The following is a 21,806-nucleotide window of genomic DNA, read 5'->3' on the forward strand; positions in this document are numbered from 1 at the left end:
GATCTTATAGAACGACGACGCCAATTTTTGAAGTTCTATCTAAGTATAAGGCATCGTGAAAATAAACTGGGTCTTGCCCTGTTTATCGTTTTCTGCCCAAATTTTTCCGGCGTGCAGTTCTATTACTTTCTTACAGAGAGCAAGCCCTACTCCTCTACCTCCTGCCGGTGTACGTGTTTTAGAGCTTACGACAAATACACCTAATATGGTTTGTAATTCTTCTTTCGGCACTCCTATTCCATCGTCTTTTATACTGAATAAAATACTATCTTTCTGCTTTTGTAAATCAATTTTTAGTATTCCCTCACTACAATAGCTGAGAGCATTAATTATTAGATTATCAAATGTATGTTTAATATAATGAGGATCACAGTTAAATATTATATTCTCTTCAATATCAGATACAAAATTTAATGTTTTGCCGTTTAGATATAGTTTCTTACATATTTTAATCCTTTCATGTAGCAATTCGCTTAAGTTTATATCTTCTTTATTTAGTTCATAATTAAGACTGGATAATTTTGAAAAATCTAGAATATTATTTATCAAGCTATTTAATCTAATAGAGCTTTTAGCTATAATCTCTACGGCACCACGACGCTGATCTTCATTAAATTTATCATAATTAGCCCATAAGGTTTCACCAAGGCTAATAATACCGGTTAGCGGTGTATTGATTTCATGGTTTATATTACGTAAGAACTCATGTTTCAAATCAAGTAACTTCTCTAATTCCTGCTCTCTATAATTAACTCTATTACCTAAATGAGTATTTTTTAGGTTAACTAATCTTTCTTGCTCCTGCCTTGGTTTTAAGAATACTATTAAAAGGCTACTAAATAAGGTTAGGAAATATATTACTTTGAATTGAAAACTATCTATGCTAATTAATAACTTCTCATCCATAAAATATTTATAAAACTCTATACTGGCAAACACGCCTGTAACGGTCACCTGTAACGGTCATAAGTAAAGTAGCTTGCCACCTGAATATCGTTGCAATTATAAGTAAGTTAATTATCGAACACATTAATTGCAACTGATCAAAACTATTTGATATAACAAGTAAACTACCGAAAAATATTAATATAACGAAAGTAGCAACAAACCAAAATAAAGATATAATATAATTCTTTTTAAATTTTAAAGACCATAAAGGATAAGTGATTAATATTGCAGCAGTGATAAGGGTGGTATGGTAAATAATATTATATATATCTAAATGGTTCATTATTTTACTACCCGATGTGGTATATAAAGATGAGAACATCGATATTAAAATAAATATACCGACATAACTATAAGTAATTTCTTGATTTGGTAGGGTGCTTTCCCAATATTTAAAGATGTTAAAATTCTTAAGATCACGAAATAAAGTCAAAAATTTTCTTTTTCTCTCTTGCTTGATTATTTTAACGGCTAGCGGCTCTTTTAAAGAATTAAACCCTCCTGGTTGTTTTAAAATATAATGACTTCCAAGGAAAAAGATTAAATTTACGATAGTTGCGGGCAATATCGGATAAATACCTAAAACTGCTCTTAAAGAAAATACTTGCCACAATATAATAGTTAATATTGCAGCAATCATACCGATAAAAAAACTTTTGGCACTTGACTTAAAACCGTATATTAACAAAATTAACGGCAAAGTGATTAGCGGCAAATAGATACTAGTCAATAATAGAAATAGATTTATTAAATCTTTCGTATAGAGTGATATAATAAAACCTATTAATCCTATAGTAATTGCCGTTATATAGTTATAATTTAATGAAGCTTTTTTAATAGACATCTTTCCAAATTTCGCTTCTAGAGGTAATTTATACGTCGATCCGGTACTCGAATCCTCACGTATGCTTGTGTACGCTACGGTTCTGCGTTCCGTGTCTCCTTTAAATTCCTCTCTATAAGCTGGTTTGGCAAGATGTCTAATGATATCATTAGTAAAAGTTACCGCTGCAACGTTAATATAAGAGTTAGTACTTGAGATTATCATTGCCATAATAACACCGACAATTAACCCCTTAAATCCTATATAACTTTTAATAATCCGTAAAAACAATTCATTAGTGTCAACTACTGGATCTTGAGATAGTAATAATATTGCAATCCAAATAAATAAGGCGGATAAACAAAGACAAATAATTGCCGAAATAAAAAATGTTTTTGATATTTGCTTTGTGTCTTTTGCCATCAATATTCTTTGAAAAATTAAAGGACCAAGCGATGGAATCGCAAAATATATAAAAATATTTAAAGAAATCCAAAATTTAGGACTAGTATAGTGAAACAATCCTTGTAAATCAGTTAGACGAGTCTGTACGTTTGAATCTATAACTATATGCGGATCGCTAAAAACATTCCATACGACAATTCCTATTACCGGAATAATTGCACTATAGGTAAAAAACTGTACGGCTTCGGTAAAAGTAACCGATTTTACACCGCCAAAAGCAGAATAGCTTATTATTACGGTGGCGATACATAAATCTATGTAAAAATTTGAAATATTAAAGAATAGCTGTAATATTAAACTTGCTACATGAAATTGCATGGCAATCCTACCTATAGACATTAATATACTAACTATCGACGTAAGAATACGAACTTTGTTACCGTAAGCCTCCCCTATTATTTCCGCTGCCGATAAGCTACCCAAAAAATTCTCAAAACGAGGAGCTATAAAGTAACTAATTAATAACCAACTAACGACGCTACCGAATATACTAGGTAATAAGTAAAATAACCCGTCCGTATATATTCTTGAATTATCGATTAAAAAAGTACTAGTACCGATCCAAGTAGCAATAAGAGTTGCAACTATCGTACCCGTAGAAAAATTCCTTTTTCCTATCGCATATTCATGAATATTTTTTATATTTAGAAGTCCAACTAGCAAATTAATTGCTAAAAAGCTAGTAAAAATGAGGAGATCTATATTTGGCATAGAGTTAAGTTATAGGGATTTTCTATGCAAATAATAATAAAGATAAAAAAAGAAACAAACAATATTTTTGTGTAGTTAAAAAAGTATGTCATTCCTAGCTAAATACACATGAGGGTCATAAGACTCGATGTCATTCCCGTGTGGCATTGTTGCGTGGACACTACCCCGTCATTGCGAGGAAATTGCATAGCAATTGACGAAGCAATCCAGTAAAAATTCTGTAAGTCAGAATTTTTTTATTATTTTTTCTGGATTGCCGCGTCAAGGCTTCGCCTTTCCTCGCAATGACGGTAAAAACGAGCCATACGGGCAACGCAATGACGATGCGAGAATAATATTAAGACAAACTATCTTTTATTCATAAAGCTTGAACTCTTCTACTGCCTGACCTAATGATGCTACGGTATATTCATTATATACCAAGTTGTGTACTCATCAAGTGCATTGTGACAATCATCATAATCAGCTATAGCTGTTTTTTTCGCTTCTAATATATCTGCAGCAGTTTTATTACCCACCATCTTGATACTTGGATCAAACGGCGGCTTGTTTTCTTTATTTAATAAAACTTTTAAAGTCAGAAGTTTTGGGGTGCTAGCATTAACTTTTGAATTATTTAAAAATAATCTATGGCTAGGCGTCGCTGCATCTTGAGTACATTGACTATTTACATTACCGCCGGTTTTTATTAAAGTTTCTACGATTTTAGTAGCGTTATAGTCACTATACCAATCAAGTGGTGTTCTACCACTCTTATCAGAGAAATTTACATCAGGTTTTGTATACATATTGTTTATACATTTTTCTAAGAATTCGGCTCCTAATTCACCGAGCCATGCTATTGTATTAGAATTCAATTGATCCATAATGTTAGGATTAAATCCTTGTTATTTTACTATTTTTTCTATTATAGGCTCCGCTAAAGATTTTAGCTCTTTAAAATTGTTGATTAACAATGTTTTTTCTTGACCGGCTGCTTTTGAAATATCTTGTTTAATAGACCATATTATATTACCAAGCGTAGCAATCATATTATTACCGCCGGTAGAATTTTCAAGATTACAATTTTCTAATGTTTTTTCTGCTAATTCCTTTACATTTTTTATTAAAGTTTTAAACCCTGCTTGAGCTAAATATTTATGACCGTTATCGGATATTTTAGATATTGTATTTTGTATTTGTAAAGTACCGTTAGCTAATAAATTTAATATATTATTTGCTTCAAGCGAAGGGTTAGCTCCAAATTTTAGCAAATTTTCAACTATTTTATAATATTTATCCATTTGAGTTTGAAATAAACTTATATTTTGATTACTCGGATTATTAGTAATAAGCTGATATTTATTTAAATATGTATTTACATAAATATTTATTGCAGAATATAAAGCGGTATGATTATCTTGACCAAGATCGTTAATATCTAAACCTAACGGCTTTAATTTTTCGATTTGGTCTTTACGGAAATCATCAGAAATATGCGACTCCATAGCAACACGGAAAAAATTATCACGGAAAAAATTATGAATTTGTGCTTTCTCAGTAGCAACAAATTTATCCATTATTTGAGAATTATTATGAAATACATCCATTACCTTAGAGCTATTACTCCAAATTCCCCACTCAAGTATAGTATTACCGGCTCCGTCTTTCTTACCCCAATTAGTTTCAGGGATGGAGATCATTTTGCTTAATATCTGTACAGCAGTATTTTCTAAAGCATTTTTAACGTTCTGATCTTGTTGTTGAGGTATTAAATTACAAAGAGTTTCAAAAATATTAAGGCTGTTGTTAAGCTCATTAACATTAGTTCCATTTAAAAACTGCGGTATGTATTGTTTTTTTATAAAAAATACCATGAAATATGGTTTGCGTCTAGTTATAATAGATATAATACATGAAAACTTAATGAGCGTCAAGTAATTATTAAAAAAAATTAACTATTATTTAATACCAAGGTGCGAGAGATAAGTTTATTTTAATTCCTTTAACGGTAATATCAGCTTCTTTACAAGTAAGGTATTTTTCTTCTCTGATTAGGGCGATTGCTTTATTACGGTAACTGGAGCATATTACGCCGATTTTATCGTCATCTGCGAGTATTTCTTCATCTTTAACTAATGAAGATAAATCTTCATCTGCCGTAATTTTATATATTTTTCTTCTTATAACCCCTTGATATTTAGCTCTTGAAATCACTTCCTGACCGACATAACAGCCTTTATCAAAACTAATTGCATTTAACTCCTCAGCACCGTACATATTTGGAATGGATTTATCTGTGATTAAATCTTCCACACCGTCTATTATTGCGAAATTATATTTATCTTCTAGATATAAGGAAGCTGGATTCCCGCTTCCGCAGAGAGGTATTGTTGAGGAGGGCGATTCCTTCTCTGTCACCCCGTGGCTTGACCACGGGGTCCAGTCTTTTTTAATTATTTTCTGGATACCGCGATCAAGTCGCGGTATGACATCGAGCTTATTTATTGAGCGAAAACCAAGCATAGAATATCTCGGATCACGAGACGTAACTAGCGTGTCTATATCTAATTTTTGCAGTGAGTAGATAACTTTATATTCGTCACTACAATCTATTATTTGTATTTTTGAGCGAAATTTATAAAAGTTTAAATGCTCTATCAAAGCAGCTTTATTACTTTTATTAATATCAAGGTAAATTTCCTCAAGGTTATGAACATACACGAAAAAATCAAATAAATATCTTCCTTGATTATTAAGCAAATAGGTATAACAGTAGCTGCTCTTACAAATATCGTTAGTAATGAGATTTTGTAGGAACTTTACCGAATCTAAACCTATTATTTTGATAATCTCTCTATTACTTAATATTTCATACATAATTATAATATTATTGACTTTATAGGTGCCTAACTACTATACTCTAAATTTATATAAATTAAACTTAATAATCATGAGATGTTCATCTTACTGTACTTCTTCCGAATATAAGATGAGTGATCTAGTTACTAATTTAAAAAAGATTGGTCTTGAGCCTCAGCATTTTGACGATGTTTTATATATTCGGAAAGAGATAAATAAAGATTCTGATTTTATAGAGATATTTTTCTTTCCGTTTGGCTGCGTAACTATTTGGGGCGGCGATGAAATTCAAGAAAAAATAGTTTTAAACGATACTGATTTAGTAACAGTTAATAAGCTTAAAGAGCCGGTATCTGATTATATTTATTTTGAATATAATACAGAAGTTGAGAAAACATTTATTGATGAAGAAAAAAATAAAATAATCTTAGCAGATAAATCAGTTTTTGTTAAACTTTCTATTTCCCATGCTCTTGCACAATCGGTTAAACTTAGCGTTCTTGAGCAATCCGTTAGTAACTTGATTGTTCAGACCACTCCTATTCAGCAGGAACTAGCTAGAACCGGCAGCGTATCGCTTTCAAAAAAGGAGATATTACAGCAAATAGGTATATTATTTAACGAGCGTTATTCAATCAGTTTGCATAGCGATATATTCGATACTCCGGAATTCTTTTGGCGTCGTCCAAGCTATGAGCCTTTATATCTTATGACGGTAGAGTTTCAAGACATAGAAATACGGCAAAATATAATGAATCATCGTCTTAATATGATTCACGAGCTTTTAGACATTCTTTCAAATGACCTTAATTATAAACATTCTACCAAACTTGAGTGGATTATTATTATTTTAATCGGTCTTGAAGTTGTCTTGTCGTTATCTCATACTAATCTTTTCTTAAAAATTATCGGAGCTTTATAAATAGCTTCTATGCAAATTATTGATAATCAAAAAACATTAGAAGAATTTTGTAACAAGTTAGCAAATAAGACATGCTTAAGCATAGATACGGAATTTGAGCGTCGCTATACCTATTATGCTCAGCTTAGTATAATTCAAGTTAAAGCAGAAGAATATTGCGGAATAATTGATGCATTAAGCAATTTAGATCTGAATATTTTTAATAAGTTACTTGCAGATAATAATATTACTAAAATATTTCATGCTCCTCGTGAAGATTTAGAGATTTTCTATAATTTATTTAAAACCCTACCTTCTAATGTTTTTGATATACAAATTGCAGCAAATATTTGTGGATTCGGTAAACAGTTAAGCTATGATGACCTTTGTTATAAGCTAATTGGTATTACTATTGATAAAACCCACCAAAAATCTAACTGGCTAAAACGCCCTATTACTAGTGATATGTTAAATTATGCAATGTTAGATGTGGAGTATTTGTATAAGATATATAAAGAGCTAAATAATATAATTATTAGAAATAATTTAACTAATAAATACCAAACTACTCTTAGTTCTTTATTAGATGTTAGAAATTATAAGGTTGAGCCGAAAAATGCGTGGAAAAAAATAAAATATAGAAGTGATGATGAGAGTTTTAACCGTAAAATTCAAGCACTTGCAGCTTATCGTGAAGAGAATGCACAAACTATAAATATTCCTCGTAAGCATTTTATTTTAGATGAAGATTTAATAAAGCTTAGTAAATACCCGCCATTGAATCACAAGGATTTTAAAAATCTAAATTTAAAAAGCAAATATTTACACAAACAAAAATATAAAGATGAAATAATAAATTTGTGTAATAACTTATAAGAAAAAAGCTACAAATCAAATAATTTGTAGCCTATATATGAATAGAAAAAAATTAGCCAACTAATGTAACTTGTATCTCACTATCTTGTACTATTTTGACATATTCATTGTATACATCATCAGGTAAGTTACTAAATGCCTGATCGATGATAAGTGTCCCTACTCCTATCAATGCTAATTGAAAGCAAATATCTCCAGTCTGAGTATCGCCGGATACTTGTCCTGTTTCTAGCCAATCTCCAACTGCTTGTGAAAAAAAAGCAAAAGGTACACCGAGCAATACGACAATTTTTTTTATTATATCAACCATTTTATCCTAAGTTGATTTTTGTAATAATAATATACAAATATAATATTTTATACAATTAAAAAAAATTAAGGTTATTATACCGAAATCACAAATTTAAGCTTACGATCATGAAATTCAACCGGGAAATTATCTATTAACTGCTCTTTTAAACAAACTCCGACAGCCAATATATTTCGGTTATTATTAAGATCAAAATGTCCTTTGCCGTATCCAAGTCTGTAACTCTCATTACTAAACGCAAGTCCTGGGATAATAACTAACTCAGGAATAAAAAAATCATTATTTATAGGTTCATAGGTTTTAAAAGCCCCTAAAGCCAACTGATCGTTATAATGATAAGGACAATATTTTATCTCATTTTTTATAACTTTCGGTAGAAAGAATCTTATTTCAGGATGTAAGTTTGTTATTTCAAGTAAGTTAATCTCGTATTTTAGAGGGTAATAGAGACCAACTGTTTGTACTTTTAACTCCTGTAATAACCGGCTAATTTTATTGATTAGGGAGTTTTTGACTAAGTCAGAATTAATCTTATCTTGGTTTTTTATTAAAAGATCTTTGAAATAAAGCCGCAGCTCTTGTTTGTTCATTATTAAGTAGTTTTATAGTTATACGAAGGTCAATTTCAAAAAGAGCAAGGAGTCTGCAAGGCGAGGAACGGAGCGTATACTTAATACGTGAGTACCGCAGAAATTGCTAGACGACGACGCCAATTTTTGAAATTCACCGAGTATAATCACATATTAATCGTCCTTTTATCCACACTAAGTGCTGCTTCTTTTATAGCCTCGCTTAAAGTCGGGTGGGCGTGGCAGGTTCGTGCTATATCTTCCGCCGCTGCTCCGAATTCCATATAAGCGGTAAGCTCGGCAATAAGCGTTCCTGCATCGGCTCCTATAATATGTGCTCCTAAAACCCTATCGGTTTTACTATCGGCAAGAATCTTAACCATCCCTTCCGTACTACCGATTGCTCTTGCTCTACTATTTGCTAAAAACGGAAACTTACCTACTTTATAATTAATGCCTTTTTCTTTTAACTGTTCTTCCGTTTCACCGATGCTTGCTACTTCAGGATAAGTATATATTACGCTTGGAATTAGATTATAGTTAACATGTCCTGCCTGCCCTGCCATAATTTCCACGGCAGCTACAGCCTCTTCCTCGGCTTTATGAGCAAGCATAGCTCCTTTTACCACATCACCGACTGCGTAAATATTTGAAATTGCTGTTTGGAACTGCTCATTAATCTCAATTCTACCTTGCTTATCTGTAATAATGCCGACAGACTCAAGCCCTAGATTTTGCGTATAGGCTTTTCTACCTACTGCCATTAATACCACATCGCTAGTTACTACTGAACTCTTACCGCCCTCCTCTATTGTCAGATTTACTTTTCCTGACTTCACTTCAGCCGATAACACTTTGGTATTCAGTTTGAACTCTATACCTTGTTTTTGCTGTAGCTTCATAAACTGCGTAGCAATTTCCTTATCAAGCATAGGCACAATGCTCGGTGCATACTCAATAACCGTTACTTTAGCTCCCAAACGACGCCAAACTGAACCGAGTTCCAAGCCTATATAACCTCCGCCGACTACTATTAAGTTCTCAGGCACTTTAGAAAGTTTCAAAGCTCCGGTAGATGAAACAATAAACTCTTCATCTATTTTGATATTCGGTATTTCTATGACGCTGGAACCTGTAGTAATTAGGATATTTTCAGCTTTAATTTGCTCTTTATTTACCTCAATGATGTCGCTAGAGATAATTTTAGCTTCGCCCTTTATCCTAGTAATCTTATTCTTAGCAAATAAGCTTTCTATCCCTTTTGTAAGGTCAGAAACTACTTTATCTTTATTAGCTAGCATTTTTTGTAGGTCTAATTTTACATCTGCAGTAATACCTATACTCTCAAAATGCTTTAAAGCTTCTTCATATTTTTCAGAGGAATTAAGTAAAGCTTTCGACGGTATACACCCTATATTTAAACAAGTACCGCCGAGAGTATCGTTTTTCTCAATGCACGCTACTTTCATACCAAGCTGAGCAGCTCTAATACTGCCTGTATAACCGGCCGGACCGCTACCTATTACCACTAAATCAAATTCTTGCATATTCCCTCATATATGTCATTCCCGCGTAGGCGGGAATCCAGTAAAACATATAAAAAATTTATTTTTTATATGTTTATTTTATTAAATATCTACTTTTTTTGTACTCATACTAAATGATTTTTTCTAGATTCCTGCTTTCGCAGGAATGACATAAACCATACACCACTATCGCATTTATAACAACTTTAATCTTATACTATTCTTATTTGGTGAAGCAATAAAACTAATTAAATTAATATTATCTTCAAAGCCGTTTGTATAATTTTGTAGTAAAGAGAACATCTTTTTAGAAATAGCGTAATTGTGACTAGCATTTAGTGAATTTGACTCACCGATATTTTTTACTTCCCTCATTAAAGCTAAAGGATTATCAAATTTTAGCTCTATATTTTCATAATCAACAATTACTTCGGCAAATCCTGCTTGTGATAATAGCATTGGAACATGGTCAAAATGAATAAAGGGAGAAATATGAGGAGAGTGTTTAAAACCACTTGCTGTTTCGGCATCTATTAAAGATTTACGTAAATTCTTTAAACTATTTCCGCCGACAAAATTACCGATAAAAATACCGTCAGGCTTTAAAAATGTTCTTATATTAGATAGAAAACTCTGCACCTCATTTATCCAGTGTAACCCTAATGAATAAATAATTAAATCAAAAGAGTTCGGAGAAAATTCTAAATCTTCATCATCGATTAATAATTTATGAGTATGCTTAAAAGTATCAAGCAATAAAGGTGACATATCCGTTGCAGTAATATCGGCATTTCGGTAGGTAGTTTTTAATAGCTTTGTAAGGTAACCGCATTTAGCCGATATTTCTAGAATATCCGAAAAATCCTTATCAATCATCCCTAATCGACTTATTATATCATTAGCTGCATGCTTGATAAATAAGCTGTTACTTATCCCCTCTACAGCATTATTTCGATGATTTTTTAGCTTTAATCGGTTGAATATATAATCCTCTTTGTTTATCTTCTAACTTTTGACCTAAAGTGTTAGTTTGGAATCGAGAAATAAAATCTCCTCCTTGCCAACTATATAGCCAACTATTTTGAACAAGTTCTCTCTGTCTTGCAGTGCGAATATCATCCCCTTTAACTCTATCTAGCCCTTCAAAATTCTCCTGAATACCTACAACTATAGGTTTCGTATTTTTATTATTAGGCGATAAAGGTTCTAAACTCAACAGGCTTTTTTCTGAAAGATTTAAATCCGAAGTTAGATCCAAATGCTCTAAGTAGATAGGCTTTAGTTGTTTATCATTACTAGAAACTTTTTTTCTTTCTATCCCTGAAATATTGTTCTCTGTCTTATTAGATTCGCCTAGAGATTTATAACTACTTATACACAACAATACTAATATAAATTTCTTTAACATAAATAACCCTGTATATTATTATAGTTAATATAAATTAAATTGCTGAAATAAATTAATTATTTCTAAAGATATTATCCTCGTATTTTTTTCTATAATATATTTTGTAATTCTCGTTTCTTATATCATTAAACCATTGATCTTGTTGTTTTTTAATATAATAATTTAGGGAATTAGATTTACTTTTACTAGTTTGGAAATTATCTTCACAAAATTTTAAAAAACCTGATATTAAAGTTTCTACTCCATTAGTCTCAGATTTTTTCTCAAGAAATTGCATAGAAAAATTAGTAGGATTATTATGTTTTAAATAAAATTGCTTATATTTCTCATGAATTTTATTTTCTTTTTTTATTTGTTGTTCTGAAAAAGATAATTTTTCCTCTAATAATTTATGAATTTCGGTACAATCACTCCAAGGTAATTTTATTATTAACTGTTCTTCCTGATATTCAGAATTATCTTGAATATTGTTAAAATCGGCATTTGCTTTTACCGCACTTACTAATATTAAAAAACATGCTATTAACTTCATAAAATTAATTAATTTTAGCAGGAACCGGTATCATAATACTACTTCTGTATCTTTTATTGCCACTAAAAAGTGATTTTTTTTGAACTTTGTTATTATTTACCGGAATTGTATCTTCTAAAGCCCCTTAATTATTATTTAGATAACTATGTAAGGATGCTTTATAAAGAGCCATATTACTTGCTATTTTAACTACATCTTGCTTATATTTAAACCCTAAAGAATGAGTGGCTGAGTGGTAATGTGCTATAGCTTTGTGCCAGCAGCTCCCTAACTGATCATATTTTGAGCGTAAAAACTCTGCCCCGTAACGAACGTTATTATTTGGATCGAATGCTTGGTCAAGGGAATTGAAAGCCCCTAAATGATGTCTCAAGTTAATCTGCATGCATCCGACATCAATACTCTCTTGCCCTTTTATAAGCTCTATTCTAACAAAACTTACGGCTTCTCTTTTACTGTTAAAATAATAGCCTTTTCCTTCAACATTTACCGTCCAGGGCCATACTACTCTAATTTTACGGGTTGTATGTTTTTTCCCCGATTCTTTTAAAGCTATTGAATGTAATGTATTAGATGGGATGTTAAATTTTTTTTCAAAGTAAGGAAAAAGTTTTGAACATTTAAAGGATTCAGCTATTTCAGGATCGGCAATAGCCGAATTTGAAAAGAAGAGAAAGGATAATAATAGGAGTACGAATCGAAAAAGGATTCCGGTGTCATCCCGTGGTCAAGCCACGGGATGACATAATGTTCTTTTGAGCCATACCGGCAACGCTAAAATAAACTTGAGTTACTAATTAAGATAAACTAGCCTACCATAACTTATCTTATGAAGCAAGGGAAGTTATGAGATAAGAAACAAACAAGATTACTTATAAATCATTAGCGTCAAAATTATCTTTAGTAATACCTAATGTTTCTAATATTTGTTCAAGTTCTATTACTACAGGCTCTAACTCAGCTGACTTTTTATTAAAGTTAAAGTTTTCTGAGGTTAATGTTTCTTCATTTAAACTTGCAGTTCTAACTACACTAAATCTTACGCCAACTTCTTTAAGCCATTGATATGTATTATTAACATCTTCATTATTTCTATAATAATCACTACAATCATTTAGTATTACGTGAAATATTTCTGCTTTTAATGGATCGCTTTTAGTTACCGGTAAATTTTGAGCAAGTAACTCTAATATGTCCTTACCTTTTATAATAGCTTCATTATTATTTTTTGCTTCTTTTGAAACCTGCTCTAAGGACAACAAGCCTTGCCCTAACGCTATATTATCAATATTACTAGCTTCAATAAACTTTTTAATTTCGATAAGTATGCTCAAATAATCTGTCGTCTCTAGTGGTTTTACTGTATCTTTTTTTAATTTTTCAACTAATGACTCTTTCACAACAATATATCCTTAATTTAAATTAAAATCTTAAAAACCATGGAATATGGATTCTGAATTTTTGAAAACGGAAATATATAGAATTTGTAAAATTTTGTCAATAAATATAAGGTTTGTGTATAGAAATTGTTAATTATTTTTAAGAAAAAAGGCAAGTATCATAACTTCCTTTATGAAGCAAAGAAAGTTATGATATTTAAGATTTGAAGACTTAATCTAAATCAAGATCAGTCTGTAAAGTATCACCTAAAGAACTGACTCCGTGGTCGTTTAAATTATTTTCGGTAGTTTCAAAATTTTCACTTCTAGAAAAATTTTCTTCATACCATTTTATATATGTTTCTGCTGCTGTTTTTAATGGATTTAATGGTTCTCCACCAAACATAGAGCCTAATACTTGTAATGGATTACTTGTTCCTTCTGTTATTACTTTACAATATTCATATTTTAGAGCTTTACTTTCTTTATCTAATATAGGTAGTAAATCTTCTATAAATTCTGCTAAATTTTGAAACTCATCTGACTCTATAAATAAAGACTTACTTACAAAATTCAGAGAAGCGTAATGACTACCTAATGATTTCGTAAGGTTTTCTACTATTATGAGAAGTTCTTGTTTAATAAAGTGAGGCTTATTTAAAGCTTGATCTATTATCTCTGCATCTTCGGTTTCTAAGACTCTATTTATATATTCTTCACTGATTACTATTTTGTAATTTTTTATTAACTTATTTATTTCATTAATACTTTCTTTAACATTAAACTCTACTCTAATTAGAGCTAGCGGTATTTGAACTAGTAGAAGGTTGTTCACCTAATTCTGCATTATTTAATATTGAACCGGCATGATTTTGCCATGCTTGATAATTTCCAGGTGTTGAAGTTGCTTTATTAGCGAGAGCTGTTGCTTGACTAAATAATGCTGCAAGCTGCTCAGAATTACCAAGATCTATATATTGCGGCATTTCCGGCGGTGGAGTAAAATCGTTATGAGAAATATTTGATTCTTCTTCAAGAGATTCATCTTCAAACAACTCTTCTGTAGGCACTAATGTTTCAAGCTCATCATTAACAAATTCTTGATGTTTTGCAGCTGCATGTTTTACATTTTCATTATTTTTATAATTACTAGGAATAGCGTATAAACCGTATTCTTCTTTATTTGCTTCTTCTAATATAAGACTAAATATTTCTGATTTAATTTTATGGTTTTTTGTTTCTTGTAAATTGCTCTCTAGTAGTTTCAGTATCTGATCGCCTTATGCTGCTCCTTTATTATTTTCCCAACCTCTTATTAAACTACAATAATCTATACCTGATGTTTTAGCATACTCTAACACTGCTTTTATAGCTTTCCATTGATTATTAGCTTTTTCATTTTCACCTTACTGCTCATCTTTAATAGCATTCTCAGCCCATTTAGCAAGCTGAGCATAGGATGCTAGCTCCCCTACTGCATTAAATATAGATACATGTTTACCTGGATAATCTACCTTTGTAATTATTTCAGATAGATCAAATTTTTGAACTAATTTCGGTAATTCAACAAGAAATTCATCATAATATGGTTTGTCTAAACTCCATTTTCTTCCATTTTGTTTGATTTCATTTATTAGTTGCTTGATTAAAATCATACGGTGAATATTTATTCATAATTTGACCTTTTTATAAATTATTGGTTAAATTTATATACCATAAAATACGGTATTTCTTAATTTTTATAAACGTATAATACATTATTTTATTAATATATGTCAATAGAAAGACCACGAAACATGGTATTTTTATTTAAAAGTGCTTTATTTAAATTGTTAATTGACTGATTAAATAAAAATGTTTATTATCAGTCCAAATTAAATGTGATAAGTATATATTTATGAAAGTTGTTAGCTCATTAAAATCGTTAAAAAAACGTGATAAAGATTGTCAGATCGTAAAAAGAAGAGGCAAAACTTTTGTGATAAATAAAAAGAATAAAAGATTTAAAGCAAAACAAGGTTAATTATTTCTAGATAGAATATGGCCGGTCACTCAAAGTTTAAGAATATTCAGCATCGTAAAGGGGCTCAAGATAAAAAAAGAGCAAAAGTTTTCACTAAATTAATTCGTGAAATAGTTACTGCAGTTAAAACCGGCTCTTCTAATATCCCTGAAAATAACCCGCGTCTTAGAAACGCTTTAACCGCCGCACGCAGTCAAAATCTCCCAAAAGAAAGAATAGACAAAGCTATTAATAGTGCTGACGATGCTAATACCGAAAATTATACGGAAATTAGATATGAAGGTTATGCACCGAATGGTATTGCTATAATAGTTGAAGCTTTAACCGATAATAAAAACCGTACTGCTGCCGAAGTGCGTTCCGGTTTTACCAAATACGGTGGCAGCTTAGGTGAAACAGGTAGCGTTAATTATTTATTCAAACATTGCGGAGTTATCCAGTATCCAACAAACATAGCATCGAATGAAGATATTTTTGAGGCAGCAATAGAAGCCGGAGGGGATGATATCGTATCTGATGAAATATTCCATACAATCTATACGGATATTGAAAATTTTTCTAAAGTTCTAGAATTTTTAACCGGCAAATACGGTATACCTGAAGACTCTTATATAGGCTGGATTCCATTAAATACAATAATTATAGATGATAAGGAAAAAGCTGAAAAATTACTAAAGCTTGTGGAAATTTTAGAAGAAAGCGATGATGTGCAAAGAGTTTTCGGGAATTATGAATTATCTGATGATGTTTACGAAATAATACAAGGAGAACAATGACTTATAACAATGCAAATTATCAAATAATTATGTTAGCAGCCGGTAAAGGTACTAGAATGGAGTCCGATTTACCGAAAGTAATGCATAAAGTCGGCGGAGTTCCAATGCTTGAAACGGTATTAAAGAATTCGCTTAACGTCACAAATGATGTAATTATAGTTTATTCAGAAGAACTTAAAAAACATTTAACGCCCTATGAAAATATGTGTCGCTTTGTACTGCAAGAAGAACCTAAAGGCACAGCTCATGCTACTCATGCAGCAATAGATTTAATTGATAAAAATAAAACAATATTAGTTTTATACGGTGATCATCCTCTTATTACTCCAAAACTTATGCATGAATTAATAGATTATTTAAGCCTTACTAATTCTGCATTAGTGACTTTAAGCTTTGAGAGAGCAAATCCGGCTCAGTATGGAAGAATAGCTACTGATAAAAATGGCGAATTCTTAGAGATAATCGAATATAAAAACGCAAGTGAAGAAGAGAAAAATATAAAACTTTGTAATTCAGGTATTATGGCTTTCAGTAGCGGAATTTTAAATAAATACTTACCTTTATTTGCTACTAATACTAACGGTAATAAGGAAGTTTATTTAACTGAAATAGTGAAAATATGTAAAAATCACGGTGAAAAAGTTTCATATTTATTATCTACTGATCATGATTTAATTGTTGGTGTTAATACTAAAAATGAGCTAGAAGAAGCTAATAATATTTTTAACTGGATCCCGTGGTCAAGCCACGGGATGACGACATAGGTGAAATTGATCCACGCAAATACCTTGTGAGAATAACATAGGAAGCCATACAGGCAATGCTAAAAATTTTGGAGAGATGGCCGAGCGGTTTAAGGTGCACGCCTGGAAAGCGTGTTCACGGCAACGTGTCGGGGGTTCGAATCCCCCTCTCTCCGCCATAATGATATTTCTTTGTGTTATTATGTATTAGCATCTTGTATAATTTTTATATTTATAAATCTATTTAATATATTATGGAAGAAAAACAAAAGTCTAAACCGACTCTTCGCACAAGAGCTAATAAAATTAAAGAGTTTAGGTGCAAGAACTTGATCGCCGTAATTGAGAACCCTGATAATATAAAAAATATTGGCACCATCATTCGAAATGTTAACGCACTTGGGATTGAAAAAGCTTATATTGTTACCAATCAAAAACTATTACCTGACACATGGGAAGAAATGCGTACAGAGCCAAAACTCAACGCTATATCCGTCTCTGCCATTAAATGGAGTTTCGTAAAGATTTTCAAAGATACGAATAGCTGTATGGATCATTTGGAGAAGGAAAGTTTTGTTTCGGTCATTACTTCTCCTCATATGAAAGGATATAAAAATGTAGTACTTCATGAACATGATTACACTAAATATAAAAAGCTTGCAGTTTGGTTTGGAAACGAAGGAGTAGGAATTAGCAAAACTGCTGTCGAGAGAAGTAGCTTTTGTATTAATATTCCAATGTACGGAATTATTGAAAGTCTTAATTTGGGTACATCATCTGGCATTGTGCTATATGAGATCGCAAAACAACGACGCGAATTTCAGTTTAATCTAAAAAAGAAGATTGCTACAAATAAGGTTAGTAAAGAAGTTTCCTAATTTAACTAAAGGAACATGTGCAATTGCTGCTTCTGATTTAAAAAATTCTATGCTCTCTTTACTTAAAGAAATGGTTACTTTTACGAAAGTCTCTTTTAATAAAAGTTCTCTAGGGTGCGGTAAGAAATCTTTTACTATATCCTCTTACCTTTACGCTAGTATCCTGCTCCCAAAATTCTTATATGATTATCTCAGAACGTAAAACGGGCGGACTGTTAATATTACCATCAATTTATAAAGTCTAAAAGCTTTTTAAAAAGCTTATCGTCTACTAATTATCCCATATTGATAGTCTTTTAATTTCTATTTTTACTTTTATAATAAAAATAGTTGTATATTTATATTACTTTCTCTATTATAGCCGTAATTTTATAAGTTACAATTATATACCTAATAATCAATTAAGTTATGGCTCATAAAGATTTATCGCATTTGACTCAAAAACAGCTCGAAGATCTAATAAAACGTTACTATTATAATGAAAAAGTAGATAATTTGTTAAAAGAATTTAACATTAACATATCTCCCAATAGTTGGGTTAATTTATTTCCACTTATTCCACAACATGAATTATTCTGTAAATATTGCCAAGATACAAATTTAGTTATTAGGCTAAAGAGTAGAAATTATAAATATTATGGTGAAAATGGTTTTGATCTATTTTGTCCTATGTGTAATCATAACGATAACTCTAGTTGTTCATGTGATAATTGCAAGAAAGCTATAAAACAGCAAAAGCAAATTAAAGAAGAAGAAAAAAGAAACCTTATAAAAGAGAAATATTATTATGATTATATTAAAACCGGCTTGAAAAATATCCCAATTGAAGAATTAACTTTAAAAGACGCCTTATATTTGTTAAGTGTAGTATCGCATTCTGGTTCTGAAAATTTTGAATTTATAGAGCCGTTTTCTAATAACCCTTCTATCCCTGATTTAACGCCGGATAGAGAACTGACTAATAGGGTTATAAATCATTTAAATGAGCCTGTTGGAGACAAAACTATGAATACTTTTATAGGTTTATTAAAGAATTTTTCGGTAGGACAAATATTTAATTTATCGTGGCGGGCAGTTAGCCAAACGAATGATTATATTTCTGCAGAAGGAATAAATTACACACATGGAAGAAATATGTTTATCGGTAGCATTCAAAGAAAGGCCGATAAAGCAATTGCAGAAGGTTGGACAACAACAAATGGTAGAAGAGATTTTAATCTTCCACAAATTATAATAAGTTCCACTTTTTTTAATACATTTTTAGAATTAGGGAATGAGTATTTTGAAAATATTATGCCGGCAGAGTATAGTAGGTAGTATTTCTAACCAAAGATAGATATAAGTTATATGCTATTTGTAATTAGTATATATTTATGTTATAAAGTTACTTAATGTAATTAATAAGAATTTTATAATTATGAATACTAAACAAAAAGAACAAGCACTTAGTTGTTTTGATGTAGCAAATTATTTTTTAGTTCTAGTAGATAGAGAAGCAGGAGATATTATAAGCCAATTAAAACTACAGAAACTTGTATATTTTGCTCAAGGCGTTCATCTTGCTTTATTTAATAAGCCACTTTTTGAAGAAGAGATTGAAGCATGGCAACATGGACCGGTAGCACCAAAACTACGTATACCTTTTAGTAGCTTAAAAGATGGTCCAATTGCAGCTCCTGGTGAAATGGACTTTGATATTTATACTGAGCAACAAAAAAACTTAATGTATAAAATATTTTCCTTATATGGTGAACATTCAGCACGTTACTTACGTAATTTAACACATAAGCATTCTATTTGGCACGAAGCTATAGAGAGTAGCGATAATACTATTACTAAAGAAAAAATACAGGAATTTTTTAAAGCTAATATAGTAAATGATATTAAAGATTATATTTTATTGATACAGAGGATGACATTCAGCAAATGGAAAATGCTGAAGATCAATGGTGGATGAATTATGATAGTGGCGTTCCTGCTGAAGATGTTACAAATGAAATTTTAGAAGCAAAAAAAGAACTAAAAGAAGGCAAAGGGATTGAAAGTCATTTGGTCTAATAAAGCACTTGAGCAATTACGATTTTGGAAACGTACTAACCCAAAAGTAACTAAACGATATTGATAGATAATATTGTTTCAACTCCCTATGATGGCAAAGGTAAACCTGAACCTTTGAAATATAAATTAAATGGTTCTTGGTCTAGAAGAATAGAACAGGAACATAGGTTAGTTTATTCTGTTAATTTAGAAATTAAACTTATAGAAATAGAGAGCTGTAAAGGACATTATTGAGTTATACTGGGCATTGCCTAGAAAAAGTTACGTCATTGCGAGGAAATTACAACTGAAATTTATAGTTTAATTCATTGTATATCCTTTTAATTCTTCTTTAAAAATATTTAAGTCCTCTTGCCAATCTTTTAAATTAAGTGGCGATGGTAAAATCATTTGCGGCTTAATGGGAAAATACGAGAGCTTAAACCCCCATTTGATACCGCCTATAACTTTTATTGTTTTATGTGCGTGGTCAACTTTAACGGCATAAACGTGACCGAACCAGTAAGATAAAGGTTTAGAGAAAAGCGTATAACGCCATAATGGTGCATCATAAAAATCTTGTTCTAAAGTATAAAACGGGTAATTGAGTTTTATATCACCGTCTATAAACTCTTGTAATTCCTTATCCGAGCAATCAGTACGAACTATGTGAAGCCAAGCATTATGCTCATCGCCAGTTTTAATATGAATAGCCGGAAAAGTCGGGCTAACACAGTTTTTTTCAGCATTTGGGGTATAGGAAATATCGAATGCTACTTCCCATAGAAGGCTCTGGATATATAAGTGTGTAAATTCTAAAATAGGCATTAAATTCGCCCCTCAAATTTTATCAAAAAGTGAGCCATGGCCTCTCCCCAATTTTGGATAGGCATATTCCATTTTCGCGTAATATAGTCAATTGTCAAGTACAAAGTCTTAAATACAGAGTCGTCGTTAGGAAAACCCCTTTTGTTATTAGTAACCTTGCGTAATTGACTATTTAAACCTTCGATTGCATTGGTTGTATAAATGATACGCCTAATCACTTCTGGGTATTGTAAAAAAATTATCAAATTCTGCCAATTATTTTGCCATGATTTTGCAATATGTGGGTACTGTTTGCCCCATTTCATATCAAAATCAGATAAGGCAGTAAGTGCTTCATCCTCAGTGATAGAGCTGTATACTAGCTTCAAATCTGCTGCAAGTTCTTTACGATCTTTATAGCTTACATATGACAAACTATTTCTGATTTGATGTACAATGCACAGCTGATGCTCAGTTTGTGGATATACTGCAGATATCGCCTCACTCATGCCCGTTAGATTATCGCTACAAGCAATTAAGATATCTTTTAATCCCCTGTCTTTCATTTCAGTAAAATTATTTAACCAAAATTTAGCTCCCTCATTCTCGCTAATACACAAGCCTAAAATATCTTTCCTTCCGGTTAAATCTACACCTAAAGCTACATATACTGCCTTATTGATAATTCTCTTATCTTGACGTACTTTAACTATAAGTGCATCAAAATATACTATAGCATATATGGCTTCCAGAGGCCTATTCTGCCAACTCCTGACCTCATCCATAACATTATCGGTAACCCGACTAATAAGGCTTTCACTGTTCTCTGCACCATATAGCTCATGAATCTGAATCTTAATGTCAGAGAGGCTCATCCCTTTAGCATATAAGGATAATATCTTCTGATCTAATCCATCAATCCTAGTCTGACGCTTTGGCACTAGTACAGGAGAAAATTCAGCATTTCTATCACGTGGTACTTCAAGTTCCAATACTCCACCTTCAGTAATTAGGCTTTTTTTGCATACACCATTTCTACTATTGTCAGTCTCTATCCTGCCATATTTGTTATAGACAAGATGCTCATCCATCTCAGCTTTTAAGGCTCTTTCAAATATATTTTTAGTTAACTGCTTTAATATCCCGTCTTTGGCAAAAAAACTCGTTAAATCAGTATCTTTATCTATTAGCAAATCTACTGCTTGTTTTATCTTCTCTTGGTTACTGTTACTCATGTTATTCCTGATAAATTA

At 31.4% G+C, this 21,806-nt stretch carries 27 protein-coding genes, 1 tRNA gene and 4 pseudogenes; 11 read left to right on the top strand and 21 right to left on the bottom strand.

All coding sequences use genetic code 11. From position 1 onward, the window contains the following. Positions 1-39 precede the first annotated feature (39 nt). From AC5587_RS04175 to ygfZ, 7 genes and pseudogenes are all read right to left on the bottom strand, one after another. Positions 40-357, bottom strand: a complete 318-nt coding sequence (locus AC5587_RS04175) for a sensor histidine kinase (protein WP_499162986.1) — start codon at positions 355-357, stop codon at positions 40-42. Then, a pseudogene (locus AC5587_RS04180) lies at positions 333-714 on the bottom strand (sensor histidine kinase). The gene AC5587_RS04175 and the pseudogene AC5587_RS04180 overlap by 25 nt, the downstream one beginning before the upstream one ends. A gap of 199 nt (positions 715-913) precedes the next feature. After that, complete coding sequence (locus AC5587_RS04185) at positions 914-2,947, bottom strand: sodium:solute symporter family transporter (RefSeq protein WP_499162957.1); 2,034 nt, start codon at positions 2,945-2,947, stop codon at positions 914-916. 398 nt (positions 2,948-3,345) lie between these two features. After that, on the bottom strand, positions 3,346-3,813 hold the full coding sequence (locus tag AC5587_RS04190) for a hypothetical protein (RefSeq protein WP_499161821.1): 468 nt from the start codon (positions 3,811-3,813) through the stop codon (positions 3,346-3,348). Positions 3,814-3,834: 21 nt separating this feature from the next. After that, positions 3,835-4,230: a hypothetical protein gene (locus tag AC5587_RS04195; RefSeq protein WP_499161822.1), complete on the bottom strand. Its 396-nt coding sequence runs from the start codon at positions 4,228-4,230 to the stop codon at positions 3,835-3,837. A gap of 17 nt (positions 4,231-4,247) precedes the next feature. Further along, positions 4,248-4,629 (bottom strand): annotated as a pseudogene (locus AC5587_RS04200) (hypothetical protein). Between the two features lie 262 nt (positions 4,630-4,891). Next, complete coding sequence (gene ygfZ, locus AC5587_RS04205; RefSeq protein WP_499161824.1) at positions 4,892-5,806, bottom strand: CAF17-like 4Fe-4S cluster assembly/insertion protein YgfZ; 915 nt, start codon at positions 5,804-5,806, stop codon at positions 4,892-4,894. Positions 5,807-5,918: 112 nt separating this feature from the next. On the opposite strand from ygfZ, the gene AC5587_RS04210 reads away from it, so the two are divergent. Both AC5587_RS04210 and AC5587_RS04215 read left to right on the top strand, forming a co-directional pair. Further along, positions 5,919-6,710, top strand: coding sequence for an RMD1 family protein (locus tag AC5587_RS04210; RefSeq protein WP_499162987.1), 792 nt, complete (start codon positions 5,919-5,921; stop codon positions 6,708-6,710). A gap of 9 nt (positions 6,711-6,719) precedes the next feature. Next, positions 6,720-7,565, top strand: coding sequence for a ribonuclease D (locus tag AC5587_RS04215; protein ID WP_499161826.1), 846 nt, complete (start codon positions 6,720-6,722; stop codon positions 7,563-7,565). A gap of 52 nt (positions 7,566-7,617) precedes the next feature. Here AC5587_RS04215 and AC5587_RS04220 read toward each other — a convergent pair whose 3' ends face one another. From AC5587_RS04220 to AC5587_RS04270, 11 genes and pseudogenes are all read right to left on the bottom strand, one after another. Next, on the bottom strand, positions 7,618-7,875 hold the full coding sequence (locus AC5587_RS04220) for a hypothetical protein (RefSeq protein WP_499161827.1): 258 nt from the start codon (positions 7,873-7,875) through the stop codon (positions 7,618-7,620). Positions 7,876-7,949: 74 nt separating this feature from the next. Beyond that, positions 7,950-8,465: a 5-formyltetrahydrofolate cyclo-ligase gene (locus AC5587_RS04225; RefSeq protein ID WP_499161829.1), complete on the bottom strand. Its 516-nt coding sequence runs from the start codon at positions 8,463-8,465 to the stop codon at positions 7,950-7,952. A 146-nt stretch (positions 8,466-8,611) separates the two neighbouring features. Then, complete coding sequence (lpdA, locus tag AC5587_RS04230; protein ID WP_499161831.1) at positions 8,612-9,991, bottom strand: dihydrolipoyl dehydrogenase; 1,380 nt, start codon at positions 9,989-9,991, stop codon at positions 8,612-8,614. A gap of 174 nt (positions 9,992-10,165) precedes the next feature. Continuing rightward, positions 10,166-10,846 (bottom strand): methyltransferase domain-containing protein, encoded by a 681-nt coding sequence (locus AC5587_RS04235; RefSeq protein WP_499161833.1) that lies wholly within the window; start codon positions 10,844-10,846, stop codon positions 10,166-10,168. Between the two features lie 70 nt (positions 10,847-10,916). Next, positions 10,917-11,378 (bottom strand): hypothetical protein, encoded by a 462-nt coding sequence (locus AC5587_RS04240; protein WP_410526629.1) that lies wholly within the window; start codon positions 11,376-11,378, stop codon positions 10,917-10,919. A 52-nt stretch (positions 11,379-11,430) separates the two neighbouring features. After that, positions 11,431-11,910, bottom strand: a complete 480-nt coding sequence (locus tag AC5587_RS04245; RefSeq protein ID WP_410526630.1) for a DUF2532 domain-containing protein — start codon at positions 11,908-11,910, stop codon at positions 11,431-11,433. A 4-nt stretch (positions 11,911-11,914) separates the two neighbouring features. After that, a pseudogene (locus AC5587_RS04250) lies at positions 11,915-12,562 on the bottom strand (lytic transglycosylase domain-containing protein). A gap of 220 nt (positions 12,563-12,782) precedes the next feature. Then, a complete protein-coding gene (locus tag AC5587_RS04255; RefSeq protein WP_499161836.1) occupies positions 12,783-13,310 on the bottom strand; it encodes a hypothetical protein in 528 nt (175 codons plus the stop codon). A 211-nt stretch (positions 13,311-13,521) separates the two neighbouring features. Further along, complete coding sequence (locus AC5587_RS04260; protein WP_499161837.1) at positions 13,522-14,124, bottom strand: hypothetical protein; 603 nt, start codon at positions 14,122-14,124, stop codon at positions 13,522-13,524. Next, positions 14,081-14,359, bottom strand: coding sequence for a hypothetical protein (locus AC5587_RS04265; RefSeq protein WP_499161838.1), 279 nt, complete (start codon positions 14,357-14,359; stop codon positions 14,081-14,083). The genes AC5587_RS04260 and AC5587_RS04265 overlap by 44 nt, the downstream gene beginning before the upstream one ends. A 336-nt stretch (positions 14,360-14,695) precedes the next feature. Beyond that, positions 14,696-14,944 (bottom strand): dihydrolipoamide dehydrogenase, encoded by a 249-nt coding sequence (locus tag AC5587_RS04270; RefSeq protein ID WP_499163032.1) that lies wholly within the window; start codon positions 14,942-14,944, stop codon positions 14,696-14,698. A 242-nt stretch (positions 14,945-15,186) separates the two neighbouring features. Here AC5587_RS04270 and ykgO point away from each other — a divergent pair, with 242 nt between their 5' ends. The 5 genes from ykgO (at position 15,187) to AC5587_RS04295 (ending at position 17,709) form a co-directional block, all read left to right on the top strand. Then, positions 15,187-15,312 (top strand): type B 50S ribosomal protein L36, encoded by a 126-nt coding sequence (ykgO, locus tag AC5587_RS04275; protein WP_499161840.1) that lies wholly within the window; start codon positions 15,187-15,189, stop codon positions 15,310-15,312. 17 nt (positions 15,313-15,329) lie between these two features. Next, on the top strand, positions 15,330-16,088 hold the full coding sequence (locus tag AC5587_RS04280) for a YebC/PmpR family DNA-binding transcriptional regulator (protein WP_499161842.1): 759 nt from the start codon (positions 15,330-15,332) through the stop codon (positions 16,086-16,088). Further along, complete coding sequence (locus tag AC5587_RS04285) at positions 16,085-16,852, top strand: sugar phosphate nucleotidyltransferase (RefSeq protein WP_499161844.1); 768 nt, start codon at positions 16,085-16,087, stop codon at positions 16,850-16,852. The genes AC5587_RS04280 and AC5587_RS04285 overlap by 4 nt, the downstream gene beginning before the upstream one ends. 70 nt (positions 16,853-16,922) lie before the next feature. Further along, positions 16,923-17,010 (top strand) — tRNA-Ser (locus AC5587_RS04290). Positions 17,011-17,085: 75 nt separating this feature from the next. Beyond that, positions 17,086-17,709: a TrmH family RNA methyltransferase gene (locus tag AC5587_RS04295; RefSeq protein WP_499161846.1), complete on the top strand. Its 624-nt coding sequence runs from the start codon at positions 17,086-17,088 to the stop codon at positions 17,707-17,709. Here AC5587_RS04295 and AC5587_RS04300 read toward each other — a convergent pair. Then, positions 17,662-17,891 (bottom strand): annotated as a pseudogene (locus AC5587_RS04300) (hypothetical protein). The gene AC5587_RS04295 and the pseudogene AC5587_RS04300 sit on opposite strands and share 48 nt — an antisense overlap. Positions 17,892-18,117: 226 nt before the next feature. Between AC5587_RS04300 and AC5587_RS04305 the strand changes: the two are divergent. The 4 genes from AC5587_RS04305 to AC5587_RS04320 all read left to right on the top strand — a co-directional run bounded on the left by AC5587_RS04305 (position 18,118) and on the right by AC5587_RS04320 (position 20,001). Further along, entirely contained in the window at positions 18,118-19,026 is a 909-nt protein-coding gene (locus tag AC5587_RS04305; RefSeq protein WP_499161847.1) for a hypothetical protein, read from the top strand. A gap of 100 nt (positions 19,027-19,126) precedes the next feature. Beyond that, positions 19,127-19,666 (top strand): Panacea domain-containing protein, encoded by a 540-nt coding sequence (locus tag AC5587_RS04310; protein WP_499161849.1) that lies wholly within the window; start codon positions 19,127-19,129, stop codon positions 19,664-19,666. Continuing rightward, the gene (locus tag AC5587_RS04315) at positions 19,636-19,767 is read left to right on the top strand and encodes a hypothetical protein (RefSeq protein ID WP_499161851.1); all 132 of its coding nucleotides are present in this window, start codon (positions 19,636-19,638) and stop codon (positions 19,765-19,767) included. Before AC5587_RS04310 ends, AC5587_RS04315 begins: the two co-directional genes overlap by 31 nt. A gap of 114 nt (positions 19,768-19,881) precedes the next feature. Continuing rightward, complete coding sequence (locus tag AC5587_RS04320) at positions 19,882-20,001, top strand: type II toxin-antitoxin system YoeB family toxin (protein ID WP_499162988.1); 120 nt, start codon at positions 19,882-19,884, stop codon at positions 19,999-20,001. Between the two features lie 66 nt (positions 20,002-20,067). On the opposite strand, the gene AC5587_RS04325 is transcribed toward AC5587_RS04320, so the two are convergent. Both AC5587_RS04325 and AC5587_RS04330 read right to left on the bottom strand, forming a co-directional pair. Next, complete coding sequence (locus tag AC5587_RS04325) at positions 20,068-20,574, bottom strand: hypothetical protein (protein WP_499161852.1); 507 nt, start codon at positions 20,572-20,574, stop codon at positions 20,068-20,070. Next, the gene (locus AC5587_RS04330; protein ID WP_499161854.1) at positions 20,574-21,788 is read right to left on the bottom strand and encodes an IS256 family transposase; all 1,215 of its coding nucleotides are present in this window, start codon (positions 21,786-21,788) and stop codon (positions 20,574-20,576) included. Before AC5587_RS04330 ends, AC5587_RS04325 begins: the two co-directional genes overlap by 1 nt. Positions 21,789-21,806 lie beyond the last annotated feature (18 nt).

The organism is Rickettsia endosymbiont of Hedychridium roseum, assembly GCF_964028255.1.
Classification (GTDB): Bacteria; Pseudomonadota; Alphaproteobacteria; order Rickettsiales; family Rickettsiaceae; genus Rickettsia; species Rickettsia asembonensis.